Raw genomic sequence first — 17,508 nt, forward strand, 5'->3', positions numbered from 1 at the left:
CGCGTCCCTCAGTGGTTGAAGAGAAATTCCTTACTGCTCATCAGCGCCCACAGGATGTCCTCATACGCCTCGCGACGCTTGAGAAGCTTTTCCTTATCCTCTTTGGTCGCCGTGGATCGCTTCGAGACATGCTGAATGGCAGTGTTCACCTCGTCCGCCTTGGGAGCGCGCGAGAACACCGAATAATACAGCTCCTCGATCTTTCTTTCATCCGGCTGGGCGAGGTCCGTCGCCAGCTTGGCAGCACGCCCGCTTTCGGCGCTGAGCTTGGCCTGAATGTCCTTGGAGTTCAGCAGATGCAGGCTCTGCGCCAGGCTGGCATCCTGCGAGCGCTCGCACTCACAGGAACTGGTGGCGTCCGGCCGGCCAAAAACCGTCAGGAAGTAGGAGCTCGCGTTGTAGCTGTTGTCGGGAAGCTGAACGGCTTTGGTGCCTTCCTGAGTGCCAGCGAAAGCGGTCTGCGACTGGGATACCTCGTTGATCGCGTCGAGCAACACCTCAGCGGTCAACCGCTTCGGATAATACCGCGAGAAGAACTGCTTGTCCTGAGCGTTGAACTCGTTGGGGATGCTGCTGAGCTGATAGGCCGAGGAACGCGTGATGGTGCGGACCAGGTCCTTGAGGTCGAACCCACTCTCGACGAAGTGCCGAGCCAGAGCGTCAAAAAGCTCGGGGTTCGAAGGCGGATTGGTATCGCGAATATCGTCCTCCGGTTCCACCAAGGCCCGATTGAAGAAATGCTTCCAATACCGGTTGATCAACGCCTTGGCCAGGAAAGGATTGTTGCGGGCTCCCAGCCAATCAGCAAGGGCCTGACGGGGATCCTCCTCCGCCGCCAAATCCAGAGGCTTCCCCCCCAGCGGCGCCGGCTTGAGCTTCGCATTCGTCTTCGCGTTTTTCCCCATGGCCACGCCGCGTTTGTGATAAATGGATTCATCGCCGGGCTGATCACCCGGCTTGCGTCCCACCTGAGTGAAGAAAGCTCCCAGGCTAAAGTAATCGTCCTGGCTCCATTTTTCGAAGGGATGATGGTGGCACTGCGCGCATTTCATACGCGTCGCCATGAACAATTGCGCGGAATCCTCGAGCTGGCTCGTGGTATCCCTCACCTGTCGATACCAGGTCGCCGGAGGATTCTGAGTCATGTCACCGCTGGCGGTGAGAATCTCGCTGACGAACTCGTTGTAGGGCTTGTTTTCCAGGAAGCTGTCCCGAATCCAATTGTAAAAGCCGAAGTTGGCGCGGGCATGGGTGTCGGTCCCACGCTTGTTCCGAAGGAGCGCGCTCCACTTGTTGGCGAAATACTCGGCGTAGTCAGGACTCTCCAGCAGGCTGTCGATCAAATACTCGCGCTTGCTGGGATGCTTGTCAGCCAGGAATCGCTTCGTCTCGTCGGAAGAGGGCAGTCGACCGGCGATGTCGATGGTGGCTCGCCGAATGAACGTGGCGTCATCGCAAACGTCCGAGGGCGGCATCCCCACCGCCTTAAGCTTCTTAAACACCAGCTCGTCGACGAAATTGCGCACCGGAGGAAGCTTCGCCACCTCGGCTCCCAAGGGTATCGCCGCGCGGAAGACCGCGACCTGGCTTTGGTAGCGGATCATCACCGCCACATCCCCTGCCCGACCCACGATCTTGACCCGACCCGCAGCATCCACCTGGGCAATGTCCTTGTCGTTGGAATCATATTGGGCACCCGCCGTGACATCCTCGGTGCTGCCGTCGCTGTAACGAGCCGTCACGACCAGCTGTTGATCTCCCGAACGCTCCATGGTGCGTTCCTTCGGATACACCTCGATGCTGGTGACGGTCGGGTCTTCCGGCTTGCCATAGGGCATGCCCTGGGCGATCCAGCGACGGATCACCTGATAGTCACGCGAGTCGGGTTCGAGTCGCTTTCCACCACCATGAGGAAGAGTCCCTACCGCTTTGAGCAACAGAAGACTCTGATCAGGAGCGGCGGGAAACAAACGGCGACCACGGGACTCCTTAACCAGATGTTCCATGTCTTCGGCCGGCTCAAAGCCGAGCAGGGATAAACGGAATCCGTTCTGTCCTCCGGATTTCCCATGACAGCCACCCGCGTTGCAGCCGAGCTTGGTGAAAATGGGCACCACCTGGTTGGCGAAATTCATCGGGGCAGCGATCTTGGCATCCTGAACCTTCACCTGGAGTTGCGCGGCCACTCCGTCCGAAGTCCGCGCGGTAAGCACGGCCTCCCCGTCAGCGAGTGGCGTCACCAAACCTCCCGACGTGACCTTGACGATTTCACGCGGACTGGATTCCCAGATCACCGCATGCGTGAGATCGCGAATCAGCCCGTCAGCGCACTCCGCTGTCGCCAAGAGCTGCTGGCGCGAACCGGCTCCCTTCAGGCTCAAGGCGACGGACTCCCCGGGCGCATGGAGGCTGCCGTAGTCGATGGTCAGCTTCCGGACAGAGGGGCTCTTCGCCGCTTCGGCATACACCAAAGTAGGGATCACGCAGGCGGCGACAGCCAGGGCGTGTCGGAGTTTTTGCATCAGCATCATAATCGGTTTCAAATTCAGCCCACCAGCTCGCGCATCGGGACGCACCCGTCGGGAACCAGGAATTGAGGACGCCCGGTAAAGTCAGGAACGGTAACCTTGGAAACGTCCAAGCCCAGGTTCTGGTAAAGCGTGGCGAACACCTCGCCGAATTTCACTGGTCTCTCGACCGGCTCGCCTCCCAGTCGATCGGTGGCACCAATCACCTGGCCCGTCTTCATTCCGCCCCCGGCTAACAACGCGCAACTGGCGCGCGGCCAGTGGTCCCGTCCACCATCCTTGTTGATCACCGGCGAACGTCCAAACTCACCCCACACCACCACGCTGACATCCTTGTCCAGCCCGCGGTCATGGAGATCCTGAATCAACGCACTGAGGCCCTCATCCAGCATGGGCAGGTCCGCCTTGGCATGCTTGAAGTTGCTCCCATGATAGTCCCAGAACCCGTAGGCGACCGTCACTGCCCGTGCGCCCGCCTCCACCAGCCGCCGCGCCACCAGGAACTGCTCATTCAACATGGGTGCGGCGTCGCCGTGCACCTTGGAATCCCCCTTGCCATAACGTTGGATCAAGCGCGGATCTTCCTGGCTGAAGTCGAGGGCCTTGAGCAGCTTGCTCGAAGTCATCATTCCAAAAGCCTGCTCATTGAAGGTGTCGAGCCCGCTCATCAAACCGCTGGCATCCACGTCGCGGCGGAACTGATCGAAACTCTGAAGCAGCGCCTTGCGGTCGGCGAGGCGCTCCAACGTGAGGTTGTTCAGCACCATGTCGGTCTTGCAGTCGCCCTCCGGCCGGAACGAACGATGCGACACGCCCAGATAGCCGGGCCCTGAAGCGTTGTACGGCCGATGCTGCATCCGGGGCTCAAGCCCCATGAACGGAGGAACCGAGGGATCCACCCCGCCCTGTAGCTTGGAAATCAGGGAGCCAAACGAGGGCCAACCTCCGGGCGGCTCATTGGTCCGGGTCCGCCCGGTCAGACACATGAAATCGCTGTGATCGTCGCGAGCATCCGCCATCGAACGAATCACCGCCACCTTGTCCATCATCCGCGCTAGCCGAGGAAGATGCTCACAAATCTGAATGCCCGGCACATTGGTCGAGATCGGCTTAAACTCCCCGCGGATCTCCGAAGGAGCGTCCAGCTTGAGATCGAAGCTGTCCTGATGGGGCGGCCCGCCCGGCAGGTAGATCATGATAATCGACTTGTGACGCGGCCGGGAGCCGGGAGAGGCTTCCGCGCGAAGAATCTCGGGCAGCGCGATGCCGCCCATGCCCAGGGCGCCAATCTTGAGAAAGGTGCGACGCGTTACTCCGTCGCAGAACCGCTTTGGACTTCCAAGAATCTTTAACATGATCGGTAACTCTAAAACATTCGAACTTCGCCGCCTTCCCTCGTCGCACGAGTTTAGATCAGCTCCGGCATGGGCTGCAGCCCGTTGTCGACCAAGAACTGGGGCCGCCCCGTCAAATCCGTCAGCAACGGCTGGTTCACATCAATGCCCAAACGCTGGTAAAGCGTAGCGAAGACTTCACCAAACAACACCGGCCGAGCCACCGCTTCCCCGCCCAAGCGATCCGTGGCCCCGATAACCTGCCCGTGCCGCATCCCACCTCCCGCCACCATGGCGCAGGCCACCCGCGGCCAGTGGTCCCGTCCACCATCCTTATTGATCACCGGCGTTCGGCCGAACTCTCCCCACACCACCACGCTGACATCCTGATCCAGCCCACGGTCGTGAAGATCCTGAATCAACGCGCTGACGCCTTGATCCAAAAGCGGTAGATCCTGTCGCAGGGCGCCGAAGTTGTCGCCGTGATGGTCCCACCGACTGAAGGCCAAAGTCACACACCGACATCCCATCTCCACCAGTCGCCGCGCGACCAAGAAATGCTCCATGAGCTTGGGACCGCCGTCATCCCGATTGCGCGGATCACCCTTACCGTAACGGTCTCGGATGCGAGCCGGCTCCTTTTCCACATCCAGCGCATCCAGCAAACGGCTCGACGTTAAAATGCCGAAGGCCTGCTGGTTGAAGGCGTCGACCCCCTCCATCATGCCGCTGGCATCGGCATCCCGCCTCAGCTGGTCAAAGCTGCCGAGCAGCGCCTTGCGATCGGCCAACCGATCGAGCGTCACCCCGTTCAACACCATGTCGTCCTTGCCGCTGCCCTTGTTCGGTTCGAAGGGAGCGTGAGCGATGCCCAGAAAGCCGGCACGGCCATTATCCGACCAGGGCGCATGCCCCATCTTGGGAGACAGCCCCACAAAAGGTGGTACCGACTTGGTCACCGGCCCTTGCAACTTGGAAAGCACCGACCCTAAACAAGGCCAACCGCCCGGCGGTGCATTGCGCGCATGCCGACCCGTCAAACACTGAACCGCGTAATGGTTGTCCTCCGCCCCGACCATGGAACGGATAAGCGTATATTTATCGGCCATCCTGGCCAACCGCGGCATGTGCTCACAGATCTGCATGCCCGGCACGTTTGTCCCGATCGGGTTGAAGGCCCCCCGAACTTCGGAAGGGGCATCCGTCTTCAGGTCGAACATGTCCTGGTGAGAGGGCCCACCCGGGAGAAAAATCATGATTACCGCTTTGTGCGATCGCCCCACCCCGGCTCCCGCCTCAGCCCGCAACAACTGAGGTAGGGACAATCCCCCCAAACCAAGCCCGCCGATCTTCAGGAAATTCCTCCTGGAGAGACCGTCGCAGAAGCGCTGTTTGGGACCGTAAATTGTCAGCATAATCTTCTACAGAGAGATCGGCAGCTACGTGGTGATTGTGATGGATAGATTACGGTTATTTAGGGCATTTGAGTCAAGACTGATCGTGGTTTTTGACGGGCGAAAGAAAGGGTGTATTCATCAGGTTGCAAGGAACTTAACAATTCCCGACTTGACTGCTTGTTTTGGTTTTGATGAAGTTCCACCACCTTAGGCCTCCACTCCGCAAGGAGTCTCCAGCGGGGCCGTTAGGGGGCCGGGAGGCCCCCTTCCGTTTTTTTAGGGGGGGGGTGGAGTGAAGAGGCGAGCTCAGACGGGTCGGAATCACTCGGATTTCGGTCGACGCTGGGAGCGCCAATTTTTAGGCCGATACACGCAGAGACCGGTTCGCTCTGAGGGTGGCAGCCAGCGTGGTTTTGAGCACGAAACCACACGAGATTGGACCCAACCGCAGTCCCATACCCAACCCAATCGCTTGAGCGTACACAAACAGCCCAGCCAGCCTGAGCCCCATCAAGGCTCCGGCACCGAGACCGATCGCGGCTCCGTCGATCGGACCATTCTCCATGAGTTCAACAACGTGGTCGGCTCGATCATGGGAAACGCTGAAGTAGCTGATCTTGAACTAGATCCAGGCCACCCCGCCAAAACCGCCATCGCCGAAGTCATCAAAGCCAGCCGACGCGCCCGGGAACTGCTACGCCTGATCAAGGTCCGGGACGCCGAAACCGGGAAGCCTACATAAGCGGTTCAGCTGCCGCTTCGGAGCCGCGGGCCCGGTCCCCCGCTTGAGCCCTTCTGCTCAGGGCGAAGACGTCCGTCGGTGAATAAGCCCTGCGGACCCGGTCGATCACTTCCTCGAATTTCGAAACAACCGTCTTGCCTTGGTCGTTGCGCCTTCTAACGTGGGACTTTGATTTGATCGAGACATGAAGCTCACACCCACCTCCTCTGAAGGCATAAACCAGAATCCTTTCGCCTGGTCGGACCGGTTTGTTCGCCGCCACATCGGGCCTCAATCGAGCGCGACCGAAGCCATGCTGAAGGTATGCGGTTTCGACACCCTGGACCAACTCATCGGCACTGCCGTTCCCCAAACCATCCGGCTCGCGCAAGACCTCCATCTCCCCCCCTCCCGAAGCGAGCACGGGCTTCTGGCCGAGCTTCGCGTCATCGCCACTCAGAATCAGATCTTTAAGTCGTACCTTGGCTTGGGTTACCACGACACCATAACACCTCCGGTGATCCAGCGAAACATTCTGGAAAATCCAGGCTGGTACACCCAATACACGCCGTATCAGGCCGAGATTGCGCAAGGCCGCCTGGAAGCCTGTCTGAATTTCCAGACGTTGGTCACCGACCTAACCGGGCTCGAGATCGCCAACGCCTCCCTACTCGACGAGGGCACGGCGGCCGCAGAAGCAGTCGCCATGTGCCAAAGTGTCAAAGGCACTCCCCAAAACCAGGCCATTTTTATTTCCGAAGCCTGCCATCCTCAGACGGTGGAGGTCGTTAAAACTCGGGCTGAAGTGCTCGGAATCCGCGTCATCGTAGGCTCACACCACACCTTCGACTTCAGCACCCCTGTCTTTGCCATCCTGCTGCAATACCCCGCCACCGATGGCACGGTCTACGACTACTCTGCGATCATTGAACAAGCCCACACCCATCAGGCCATGGCGATCGTGGCTGCTGACCCTCTGAGCCTCACCCTGCTGAAGCCCCCGGGAGAGTTTGGAGCGGATGTCGCGGTAGGCAGCATGCAGCGGTTCGGCGTACCTCTCGGCTATGGTGGTCCGCACGCCGGCTATTTCGCAACACGGGACGCCTTTAAACGCCACATGCCCGGGCGCCTCGTCGGAGTTTCCAAGGACGCTCGGGGAAAAGCAGCGCTCCGACTCACCCTTCAAACCCGTGAGCAGCATATCCGACGCGACAAGGCCACCAGTAACATCTGCACCGCGCAAGTCCTGCTGGCAGTCATGGCGTCGATGTATGCCGTCTACCACGGACCCGAAGGTCTGAAGCTGATCGCTCAACGGATCCAGCGCATGACCCAGGCCTTCGCCCGTGGCGTTCAACGGCTCGGTCACGAAATCGCCAACGAAACCTACTTTGACACCGTCCGGGTGCGTCTCCAGGGAAGAAGTTCCAAGGAACTGGTCCAAGCCGCGGAGTCGCATCGCATTAACCTGCGTGTCTTCGACTCCGAATCCGTAGGGGTCTCCCTGGATGAAGCCACCTCAGCCGAGGATCTCGAGGCCTTGCTGCGAGTGTTCCATCAGGGCCGTCCGCTGCCATTCGCCCTAACCGAGCTGGCCCACGACACCACGCCTTCTTGGCCTGCGAACCTCAGCCGCACCTCCAGCTACCTAACTCATCCGGTCTTCAATCGCTTTCATTCGGAGACGGAGATGCTCCGCTACATCCGGCGTCTCGAGTCTCGAGATCTCTCCCTCACCACCTCGATGATCCCCCTCGGCTCCTGCACGATGAAGCTGAATGCCACGGCCGAGATGCTGCCCGTTACCTGGCCGGAGTTTGGTAAACTTCATCCCTTTGCTCCCGCGCACCAGGCTGTAGGCTACCAAACGCTGTTCAGCCAACTGGAAAGCTGGCTCTCTGAAATCACCGGGTTCGCGGCCACCTCACTTCAGCCCAATGCCGGGTCGCAGGGCGAGTACGCCGGTCTGCTCGTCATCCGCCGCTATCACCTCCAGCGTGGCGAAGGTCATCGGACCATCTGTCTGATTCCCAGCTCCGCTCATGGAACAAACCCGGCGAGCGCTGTCATGGCCGGGATGAAGGTGGTTGCAGTCGCCTGCGATGCTCAAGGCAATATCGACGTTGCGGACCTGAAGGCCAAAGCGGCAGCCTACTCTGCCAATCTGGCCGCGCTCATGATCACCTACCCCTCGACTCACGGGGTTTTCGAAAGCTCCATCCGAGACATCTGCGCTGCGGTTCACCAGCATGGAGGCCAGGTCTACATGGACGGCGCGAACATGAACGCCCAGGTCGGTCTGTGCCGACCCGGAGACATCGGTGCCGACGTCTGCCATCTCAACCTGCACAAAACCTTTTGCATCCCGCACGGAGGTGGTGGCCCTGGAGTCGGCCCTATCTGCGTCGCTCGCCACTTGGCCAATCTTCTGCCCAGGCACCCACTGGTGAGCACCGGCGGATCAGATGGCATCGGCCCCGTTTCAGCTGCTCCCTGGGGAAGCGCCAGCATCCTCGTCATTCCCTGGATGTACATCCGCCTGATGGGCGGGGACGGCCTGACACAAGCCACCAAGATGGCTATCCTCAACGCGAACTACATTGCACGTCGCCTCGATGCCTATTTCCCAGTGCTCTACCGAGGTCAGGGTTCCTTGGTTGCTCATGAATGCATCCTGGATTTGCGGAGCCTCAAGCAAGTGACCGTCGAGGACGTCGCTAAGCGATTGATGGACTATGGCTTCCACGCACCAACAGTCTCCTGGCCGGTGCCCAGCACCTTGATGATCGAACCCACTGAAAGCGAGTCCAAGGAGGAATTGGATCGCTTTTGCGACGCCATGATCTCCATCCATGGGGAAATCGTGCCCATCGAGTCGGGCGCCGTTGACCCCAAAAACAACCTTCTGAAGAATGCTCCGCACACCGCCGACGTACTCCTCACTGAAACCTGGACGCGTCCCTATTCACGCGAGCAGGCCGCCTTCCCAGCGCCCTGGTTGAAGGAGCACAAATTCTGGCCCGCCGTTGCCCGTATCGACAACGTGTTCGGCGACCGGAATCCAGTGTGCTCCTGCACCGGGATGGATGCTTACTCAGCTACCTGAGTCGGGACAAATCCGACAGGCTGCTAGCAGTTGCATTCGCCTGAATCGGCGTTTAAGCTTCCCTTGTTCTACCGGAAAAGCAAAGCGGAAGAAATGGACGTCTATGCATGTTTTGAAGCACTTAGGATTCGCGAAGGAACTCGCCGTTGGGATGATCGCGCTCATGATCGCAACGGAACCAGCGAGAGGGCAAACATCGAGCTGTAATCTCAGGGTTACCAGCACTCTGGACAGCGGGGAAGGCTCACTACGGGAAGCGATTGGCTGCGCCAACACGCAGGCCGGCGCAGACACCATCACCTTCGCCATACCCGGGACGGGTCCGCACGTGATCCAGCTTGCCTCGGCACTACCAGAGCTAAACGGTCCGGTCACGATCGACGGCTTCAGCCAACCGGACGCGGGGGCGAACACCAGCATTTCGACCCTCACCGACGCCCGAGTGCGAATCGAGCTGCGGGGCCAACCGGGCATCGAGTTCGGTTTGGTGGCAGCAGCCAATGACTGCGTGGTGCGCGGCCTGGCCCTGAACAGCTTCGACGTCGCAGGTCTGCGACTCAGCGCTCAACGGGCCGTGGTGCAGGGAAATTACCTCGGCTTGGATGCCGTCGGGGCCTTGGAACTGCCGAACCTGCGAACCGGCATTCTGGTCGAAGGAGCGGATCATCTCATCGGCGGCACTGCCCCAGCTGCCCGCAACGTGATTGCTGGGAACCGCGGTCCGGGCATCACGCTCGAAAATCCCGCCGCGCTGGCGGCCAACGGGAGCCGGGTGGTAGGCAATGTCATCGGGCTCAGCCCGAGCGGAGCCGTCGCATCCAACACTACCGGCATCCTTGTGAACGATGCCGCCCAGGTTCAGATCGGAGGCATCGAACCGGGAGCCGCCAACGTCATCTCCGGCAACCTGGGCGCGGGAGTCGTCGTGGTAGGACCCCGTGCTTGGGCAGCCATCGCCGGCAATGCGATCGATCTGAACGGCGGACTAGGGATCGACCTCCAAGCCCAGTCAGGTCCACTGCTTGGCGATGGAGTCACCAAAGACGATCCCATGGACTTGGATGAAGGGCCCAACACCCTACTCAATTCCCCCGTCCTGATCGACGACTTTAGCACGCCCAGTTCCACATTCATCGTCGGTTGCCTCCACAGCAAGGCCGGCGAGTCATTCTACATTGATTTCTACGCGGTCGATCAGTGCGATCCCTCGGGGCGAGGAGAGGGGCGGCGCCATCTGGGGCGAGTCCTCACCCAGGTAAACAAACTCTGGAACGCCGATTTCACCCTCCAGGTGAGCCCACCCTTGATGGCCGACACCTACGTTACCGCCACAGCGACCACCGTGGACGGACGCACTTCAGAATTCTCGCCCTGCCGTCGCATCACGGGTAGCTCAACTTCGACCTTGGGCAAACTGGCCGTCGGCCTCAACAGCTCGCCCAACCCGGTCACCGTCGGCACCCCCCTAACCTACACAATCTCGATCACCAATCTCGGGCCGGGCAAGGTGGACGAGGTGAGCCTGATCAACCAACTCCCCTCAGGCCTCAACAACGTCGTCGTCAAAGTAGGCTCTGAGCAGTGCCTGATCACCGACGGCAAACTCCTATGCGCCCTGGGCACCCTCACCAACGGACAGGTCGTGAGCGTGGTGTTCGAAGGAACCCCATCCAGGCCTGGAATCTATGTCGATACGGTGACTGTCCACGGCATCAGCAACGCCAAACCGCTCGAGCCAGTCACTGCCACCCATGAAACCCTGGCGGTCAACCAGCCGGTCCTGCAGATCAGCGACACCTCGGCTGTCGAAGGCCCAGGAGCCCAAGCCACCTTTACCGTCTCTCTTTCTCAGCCGTCGGCATTCCCGATCACGGTGGTGTGGGGCACGGTCGATGGCACCGCGAAAGCCGGCTCCGACTTCACGGGATCCACCGGCCAAACCCTGATTTTTGCTCCAGGCGAGACCACCAAGACGCTTTCGATCCCGATCTTGGATGATAGCGTGGCGGAATCACCGGAGCAGTTCACTGTCCACCTCTCAACTCCCACCAACGGGCAGATCGGTAAGGCCGATGGTGTGGCGCAACTCACCGATAACGACACCACACGAGCGCCCGTCCTTGCGATGGGGGTCATCAGCTCGCCCAATCCAGCCACGGTCGGCATCCCCCTCACCTACACGATCTCCATCACCAATCTAGGGCCGGGAACTCTCGATGCCGTCAGCTTGATCAATCAGTTGCCTGCCGGCCTCTCCAATGTCGTGATCAAGGTGGGCGGCAACACTTGCACTCTCGCCGACGGCAAGGTCAGTTGCGAGTTTGGCAGCCTACCCGAAGGCGGAGTTCTCACCGTCGTGATCGAGGGCATTCCCACCACACCCGGCGTCTACCTCGACACCGTGACGGCGAGTGGCGCAAGTGGCGGCAAGCCGGTGGCTCCCGTCACCGTCCTTCACGAAACTCAGGTGCTCGACCAACCGATCCTGACGATCAGCAACACCACGGCCACCGAAGGTCCAGGCGCTCAGGCCATCTTCACCGTCTCCCTCTCGCGACCCTCCACCACCCCCATCACGGTCACTTGGTCCACCGTCGACGGCACAGCGAAGGCCGGATCCGACTTCACCGGAGCCACCTCCCAGTCGCTGACCTTCGCACCTGGCGAAACCTCCAAGACGCTCTCGGTGGCGATTGTCGACGACACGCTGTCGGAATCCCCCGAGCAGTTCACCGTCCACCTTTCCGCTTCGGTCAACGCACAGATCGGTCGCGCGGACGGCACCGCCGAACTCACGGATAACGATGAGCCCACTCTCCCCGTCCTGGCCGTGGGTGTCACCAGTTCGCCCAACCCAGTGACGGTCGGCACCCCGGTTACATATACCATCTCCGTCACCAACCTCGGGCCAGGCACCCTGGATGCCGTCAGCTTGATCAACCAGTTGCCTCCAGGGCTCTCGAATGTGGTCATCAAGGTCGGAGGCAACACCTGCACGATAGTAGACGGTGTGATCAGCTGTGAGTTTGGCAGCCTACCCGAAGGCGGAGTTCTCACTGTCGTGATCGAGGGCATTCCCACCACACCCGGCGTCTACATCGACACCGTCACGGCGAGTGGCACCAGCGGTGGCAAGCCGGTGGTGCCGGTCACAGTCACTCAGGAAACCAGGGTCATCGACCAACCCGTGTTCACCATGAGCGACACCACCGTCACGGAAGGCCCGGTAGCGCAGGCCACGTTCACCATCACCCTCTCCCGCCCCTCAACCTTGCCCGCTCTCGTCACCTGGAGAACCATCGATGGCTCGGCCAAGGCCGGAACCGATTTCACCGGCATGACCGGCCAATTGCTCACCTTCGCTCCGGGACAAACCAGCAAGACCGTCTCGATCACGATCCTGGACGACGACGTGGCGGAGTCCCCCGAGCAGTTTACAGTGCGCCTGTCCAGCGCGATCAATGCGCAGATTGGCAAGGCAGAAGGGGTAGCTGAACTGCTCGACAATGATTCGGCACCCTTGCCGATCCTCGCCGTCGGGATCTCCAGCTCGCCAACCACCGGGGTCGTCGGCAGCCCGATCACCTACACGCTGTCCGTCACCAATCTCGGACCGGGAACGATCGACGCAGTTTCGCTGGCGAACCTGCTTCCCCCCGGCTTGTCCAATGTGGTGATCAAAGTGGGCGGCAATCTCTGCGTGATCGCGGATGACACCCTGAGTTGCGAACTGGGAACCCTGACCGAGGGACAGGTGGTCGAAGTCATTTTCGAGGGAGTACCAACCCAGGCCGGGACTTATGTCGACATGGTGGTGGTCACCGGCACCAGCGCGGGACGGCCGGTCGTTCCAGCGACTGCGGAGCTGGAGACGACGGTCCTCGCCCAACCCATCCTGAGCATCAGCGATACGACGGTTGCAGAAGGCCCAGGAGCTCTGGCTACCTTCACGGTCACCTTGTCCCGCCCGTCGACCGAACCGGTTACCGTCATGTGGGGAACAGTTGATGGAACCGCTAAGGCCGGATCCGACTTCACCGGGACTACAGGGCAAACGTTGACCTTCGACCCCGGCGAAACTACCAAGACGATATCCGTTCCCTTGATCGACGATAGCGTCGCCGAAGCGGATGAGCAGTTCACGGTAAGTCTCTCCACGCCCGTGAATGCGCAGATCGGGAAGCCTGATGGCATCGCGCAACTCACCGATGCGGACGAGGACGACGAAGGAGAACTCCCAACCTTGTCCATCACTCTGACCAGCGCGCCCGAGCCGGCAACAGTGGGTCTCCCCATGACCTACACCATTGGACTTACCAATGACGGGCCTGGCACCGTCGACCTCGTCAGCCTGGTCAACCTGCTGCCGCCCGGCCTATCGAATGTCGTGATCAAAGTAGGAGGAGATCGCTGCGTTCTCACCAACGGAGAGTTTAGCTGCGAGTTTGGCACCTTGGCTCCGGGACAGGGAATCACCGTCGTGTTCGAAGGTATCCCGACTCAATCGGGTGTGATTCTGGATAGCGTCACAGCCACCGGCACCAGTGGAGGTAGGGAGATCGAACCTGCTACCGAGGTACTCGGCTCCACCGTGCTTGACCAACCCACGATCACCGTCACGGACACCTCCGTGACGGAAGGGCCGGGGGTCCAGGCAAACTTCGCAGTCACTCTTTCCCGTGCAGTGAGCTTCCCCGTGATCGTGAGCTGGGGGACGGTGGATGGAACGGCCACGACCGGTGAGGACTATCTGGGGGTAACCACCGAAACGCTGACCTTCCAACCCGGCGAGACCACCAAGGCCTTGGTGATTCCGATCGTGGATGACTCCACGGCGGAACCCATTGAGTCCTTTAAGGTGCGACTGCGGGACTCCATCAACGCCGCAATCGCCACCCTCGAAGCCTCGGCGGAGATTCAGGATGATGACGAGGCCACACTCCTAGCCGACGTGGGAATTGCCCAACTGACAGGGCCGCTCTCCGTGCTGGTCGGTCAGGACGCCATTTACAACCTGACGCTGACAAACCGCGGACCCGACCGGATGGGTGGGCTCTTCCTTACGAACACTGTCCCCCTCGGGGCGCGACTTGTCTCCGTGACTATGAATGGCACCAACGCCCCATGCATCGCTACCAACGACGTGCTTATCTGCACCCTGGGGGCGCTCGAGCCGGGAGCGAGCCTGCCCCTGCGATTCGTGTTTAGCACGGAAGTCGCCGGCACCCTCACCAATCGCTTCATCATCGCAGGCGAAGGCGCCACCGATCCGGACGTGACCAACAACTCGGCTGAGATCCAGACCCCGGTTCAAGAGTTGCCGTCGGACGATCTGATCGCTTCATTCCAAACGGAAATGAAGCTCAACCGCCAGACCGGATTGCTCGAACAGCGGTTGAAAGTCACCAACAACGGAACCACGCCCAAGCCCAGGGTCCGGGTGCTCTTCCATGATCTGCCAGAGGGTGGAACGGTCTACAATGCCGCCGGCAGCGAGGAAGGCGTTCCGTTTGTGCAGTTGAACGAAACGCTGCAACCCGGAGAAAGCCGCGAGCTGACGATCGAGTACTACCTGCCCAAACGAGCCAAGATCCCGAACCCAAGGCTCATCATGCGAACCGGCGGCGGCCTGCTCCCGGTCGTGGCCGAAGGCGTGGCTATTGACGTCTCGCGCACCGTGGTCTTGTCGCCAAACCGCTTCCTGCTCGAGTTCGTGTGCGAGCCTGGGAAAGTCTATCAGGTGCAATATAGTGACGACGGCCAGACCTGGAGTCGCGCTCAGCCGATTGTTCGGGCCGTGAACACTCGCCTGCAATGGCTCGACGATGGCCCTCCGAAAACGGATACCGCTCCCTCGGAGACACCCATGCGTCTCTATCGCGTATTTACGGTTCCCGAATAAGCTGGTGGCACGGAATGCCTTTAAACCCAAAACATAACGGACTTATGAAATCAGTTTCGACACAAGCGCTCTCCGTCCTCGCGTTGGCTGCGGGGGCTTACTCATCCACCCAGGCAGCCGAGGGCGACCATCTCTCGCGATGGGGGCTGCGCGCGAAGTTCGGGTTCAACCTCAAAGCCGACTTTTCGGACGCCCGCCCCACCACCGCTGCCGCACCAGCAGCACCTGGCGCCGGCGGAGGTATTGATCGCAACTACGATGACGGTTACGTGAGGGTCGACTCCAACGGCAACGCGGGTGGCGCCACCTGGAACTGGGGATACGACAATAACACCCAGTACGATCCCGCAGGCGCCGGATCGATCCTGATGCACGCAACCACGAGTTCCACCAGCGAGGCCAGCAAAGGGGCGAAGAGCGACGGGATGCCCGGTTGGGAGCTGAGCTATGGGCGCGACATCGGGAAGCTCGGAGAAAGCTTTTGGGGCATTGAGGGTGCGATTGGAATGGGGCTGATGGACATCTCCGATCGACGAGCCCGCAATGGCACCCTCACCCAGATCACCGATACCTTTGGCCTGGGTGGTATCATTCCACCAGGAGGCCCCTACGGGGGCTCATTCATCGGACCGGGGCCGCTCTTGGACGATGTTCCTTCGGGGCGTACCACCTCGACGACCGCGGGAACGATTCGCGGATCCCGCGATCTGGAAGCCACCTTGGTTAGCCTGCGGTTCGGGCCTTACCTGCACTATCCCGCCGGGGATAAGTGGGCGTTTTCCTTGAGCGCAGGCCCTGCCCTGACGCTGGTCAACGCAGATTTCAGTTATCGAGATACGTTCGCTGCCGGAGGGACCACCTCGGGTTCAGACAGCGACAGCTCGGTCTCCTTCGGTGCTTACATCGACGGCAGAGTTCACTACTCCTTTAACGAGAAGTGGAGCATGTTTGGAGGTCTGCAATATCAGTATCTGCAAGGAACAACCATCCGAGCGCAAAACAAACAGGCGAAGCTCAGCATGAGCGCCGGGCTCTGGTTGGAACTGGGCGTCGGCTATACGTATTAGGCAAGGATTCCGCGAACCACTTGGCCGTGGACATCGGTGAGCCTATAGTCCCGGCCCTGGAACCGGTAGGTGAGACGTTCGTGATTGAATCCCAGGAGATGAAGCATCGTGGCCTGAAGATCGTGAACGTGGACCTTGTCCTGGGCGACGCTAAAGCCCAGCTCATCGGATTCCCCATACATCGTGCCGCCGCGAATGCCGCCACCCGCGAGCATCATGCTGTAGCAGTCCGGGAAATGATCGCGGCCGAGGATATCACTCTTGGCGGTCCGTCCTTCTCGGAACGGAGTTCGACCGAACTCGCCGCCCAACACCACTAACGTCTCATCGAGAAGGCCGCGCTGCTTCAAGTCGCGGATCAAAGCCGCCACCGGCCGATCCATCGTCGCACATTTCTTGGTGAGTCCATCCCGGATATCCTCACTCGGGCCTGTACCGTGGAAATCCCAGCCCCAATCAAAAAGCTGAACGTAGCGGACCCCCTGCTCCACCAGACGCCGGGCCAGCAAGCAGTTATTGGCGAAGCTGGCTTCCCCCGGCTTCGCTCCATACGCCGCCAGGGTATCGGCCGACTCCCGGTTAATATCCATGACCTCAGGAACGGAAACCTGCATCCGATAGGCCAGCTCGTACTGAGCGATACGGGTCTGGGTTTCGGGATGCCCTAGCTCCTTCCCCTGAATTTGATTCAAATCCCTGAGCGTATCCAAACTCATGCGTCGCAGTTCTCGATCAAATCCCGCCGGATCCGAGGCGTAAAGCACCGGATCGCCTTTGGAACGACACTGGACTCCCTGATACACCGAAGGGAGGAAACCGCTACCGAAGGAGTTACGACCGCCGTTCGGCTGCACCCCGCTCGAAATCAGAACGACAAAGCCGGGCAGATTCTCATTGTCCGACCCCAATCCATACGTCACCCAGGATCCAAAGGACGGTCGCCCAGACCGAGGAGAGCCGGTGTAGACCAACAGCTCAGCAGGCGCATGATTGAACTGGTCCGTGGTCATGGAACGAACCACGCACAGATCGTCAGCGACGCCCTGCAAGTGCGGCAGGGCATCCGACAGCCAAACGCCCCCCTGACCATACTGTTTGAAGGTACGCGGGGTGCCCAGCAGCTTAGGGGTCCCCGAGGTGAAAGCGAACCGCTTGCCTTTCAAAAACGCGTCCGGGCAATCCTGCCCGTTTCGCTTCACCAACTCAGGCTTGTAGTCAAACAAATCCAAGTGCGGCGGCGATCCTGTCAGGTGCAGGTAGATCACCCTTTTGGCGGGTGCTCGAAAATGCGGCGGTTTGGGGGACAGCGGATCAGCCGCCGGGATGGCATCGGATCGCGAGGCGTTGGCCAACAGCGATCCCAGAGCCAAGGCTCCCACTCCATTGGCAGAGCGATGTAAAAAATGCCGCCGAGTCAGGTTCTGTAAGGCTTCGAGATGGGGGATCATAGGAA

The 17,508-nt window shown here is 60.4% G+C and carries 8 protein-coding genes; 4 read left to right on the forward strand and 4 right to left on the reverse strand.

Going from position 1 to position 17,508, the window contains the following annotated elements:
* Positions 1 to 8: 8 nt before the first annotated feature.
* Genes JNN07_19690 through JNN07_19700 form a run of 3 tightly spaced genes read right to left on the reverse strand, consistent with a single transcriptional unit; the run spans position 9 to position 5,277 of the window.
* Entirely contained in the window at positions 9 to 2,531 is a 2,523-nt protein-coding gene (locus tag JNN07_19690; protein MBL9169967.1) for a DUF1553 domain-containing protein, read from the reverse strand.
* A gap of 14 nt (positions 2,532 to 2,545) precedes the next feature.
* Positions 2,546 to 3,883: a DUF1501 domain-containing protein gene (locus JNN07_19695; protein ID MBL9169968.1), complete on the reverse strand. Its 1,338-nt coding sequence runs from the start codon at positions 3,881 to 3,883 to the stop codon at positions 2,546 to 2,548.
* Between the two features lie 53 nt (positions 3,884 to 3,936).
* A complete protein-coding gene (locus tag JNN07_19700; GenBank protein ID MBL9169969.1) occupies positions 3,937 to 5,277 on the reverse strand; it encodes a DUF1501 domain-containing protein in 1,341 nt (446 codons plus the stop codon).
* Positions 5,278 to 5,731: 454 nt separating this feature from the next.
* On the opposite strand from JNN07_19700, the gene JNN07_19705 reads away from it, so the two are divergent.
* The 4 genes from JNN07_19705 to JNN07_19720 all read left to right on the forward strand — a co-directional run bounded on the left by JNN07_19705 (position 5,732) and on the right by JNN07_19720 (position 16,055).
* Positions 5,732 to 6,001, forward strand: a complete 270-nt coding sequence (locus tag JNN07_19705) for a hypothetical protein (GenBank protein ID MBL9169970.1) — start codon at positions 5,732 to 5,734, stop codon at positions 5,999 to 6,001.
* A gap of 184 nt (positions 6,002 to 6,185) precedes the next feature.
* The gene (gene gcvP / locus JNN07_19710; protein ID MBL9169971.1) at positions 6,186 to 9,086 is read left to right on the forward strand and encodes an aminomethyl-transferring glycine dehydrogenase; all 2,901 of its coding nucleotides are present in this window, start codon (positions 6,186 to 6,188) and stop codon (positions 9,084 to 9,086) included.
* 103 nt (positions 9,087 to 9,189) lie between these two features.
* Positions 9,190 to 14,988, forward strand: a complete 5,799-nt coding sequence (locus tag JNN07_19715; protein ID MBL9169972.1) for a DUF11 domain-containing protein — start codon at positions 9,190 to 9,192, stop codon at positions 14,986 to 14,988.
* 44 nt (positions 14,989 to 15,032) lie between these two features.
* Complete coding sequence (locus JNN07_19720; protein MBL9169973.1) at positions 15,033 to 16,055, forward strand: hypothetical protein; 1,023 nt, start codon at positions 15,033 to 15,035, stop codon at positions 16,053 to 16,055.
* On the opposite strand, the gene JNN07_19725 is transcribed toward JNN07_19720, so the two are convergent.
* Positions 16,052 to 17,503, reverse strand: a complete 1,452-nt coding sequence (locus JNN07_19725; GenBank protein ID MBL9169974.1) for a DUF1501 domain-containing protein — start codon at positions 17,501 to 17,503, stop codon at positions 16,052 to 16,054. The two genes, JNN07_19720 and JNN07_19725, sit on opposite strands and share 4 nt — an antisense overlap.
* Positions 17,504 to 17,508 lie beyond the last annotated feature (5 nt).

Source organism: Verrucomicrobiales bacterium, from assembly GCA_016793885.1.
GTDB lineage: Bacteria > Verrucomicrobiota > Verrucomicrobiia > Limisphaerales > UBA11320 > UBA11320.